Below are 1,068 nucleotides of genomic sequence, written 5' to 3'. Positions count from 1 at the left end.
TGGATGTCGTCGCGGATCTCCCAGCGGATGCGCAGTCGCCGGAACCAGTGCAGCAGTGCGAAACTCTGCTCGACCACCCAGCGGTGCGCACCGAGTCCGGAGCCGTGTTCGACGCCGCGGCGGGCGATGAACGGGGTGATTCCCTTGTCCCGCACTTGTTTACGGTACTCGTCGTGGTCGTAGCCGCGGTCGGCGTAGAGGGTGTCCGGGCGGCGGCGGGGACGCCCGCGCCGGCCCCGCACCTGCCCGATCGCCTCGATCAAGGCCATGAGCTGGGTGACGTCGTTGCGGTTGCCGCCGGTCAACGTGACCGCCAGTGGGATGCCGTGCGCTTCGGTGATCAGATGGTGTTTCGAGCCTGTTCGGGCACGGTCGACCGGGCTCGGTCCGGTTTTGGGCCGCCTTTGAGCGCTCGCACGTGGGAGCCGTCGATCACCGCCCTCGACCAGTCCAACGCCCCCGCGGCGTTCAACTCGGCCAGCAGTGTTTCGTGCAACCGCTGCCAGACGCTGGCCTGGTGCCAGTCCCGCAGCCGCCGCCAGCAGGTCATGCCCGAGCCGTAACCCGGCTCTTGGGGCAGGAACTCCCACGGGAAGCCCCGTAGAGCACGAACAAGATGCCGCACAAGACTTTTCGGTCATCGAGGCGCTTGCGGCCGGGATGGTGTGTTTTGCGGGGAATCACCGGCAGCAGGGGCTCGATGCGCTCCCGCAACCGGTCGTCGATCTCCCAGGGCCTTCGTTGTGCCGTCGTATACCTCCAGTCACAGGCGACACAACAGGAACACCAACCGATCCTGCATCATTCCCCCCACCAGCCCCATTCTGTTAGGAGTTCTAAGAGCTCCTATCGGGTTCGGTTGCTGAGTCGTCGCCAGCAGATCAGTGCTGCGGCCAGGTCGAGGAATCCGTGGTGGATGTCGGTGCGCCGTTCCCATCGGACGGCCAGCCGCCGGTACTGGTGGAGCAGGGCAGTAGGGTCGGCCGAGCGGCGAGGTTCCAGCGGCGTACTGGTCCTTTTCCGCTCGGCCTCCCACCGAACCGGACTTGATAGTTTCCTGATCATCCG

2 pseudogenes are annotated in these 1,068 nt (G+C 65.9%); both read right to left on the bottom strand.

What is annotated here, in order from left to right:
- Positions 1-726 (bottom strand): annotated as a pseudogene (locus ACFXN1_RS51920) (IS5 family transposase); the annotation flags it as partial.
- A gap of 120 nt (positions 727-846) precedes the next feature.
- Positions 847-1,068, bottom strand: a pseudogene (locus tag ACFXN1_RS51915) (hypothetical protein); the annotation flags it as partial.

It is taken from the genome of Nocardia sp. NPDC059154 (genome assembly GCF_042755705.1).
Lineage (GTDB): Bacteria > Actinomycetota > Actinomycetes > Mycobacteriales > Mycobacteriaceae > Nocardia.
This window is presented reverse-complemented; position numbering and strand designations above follow the sequence as displayed.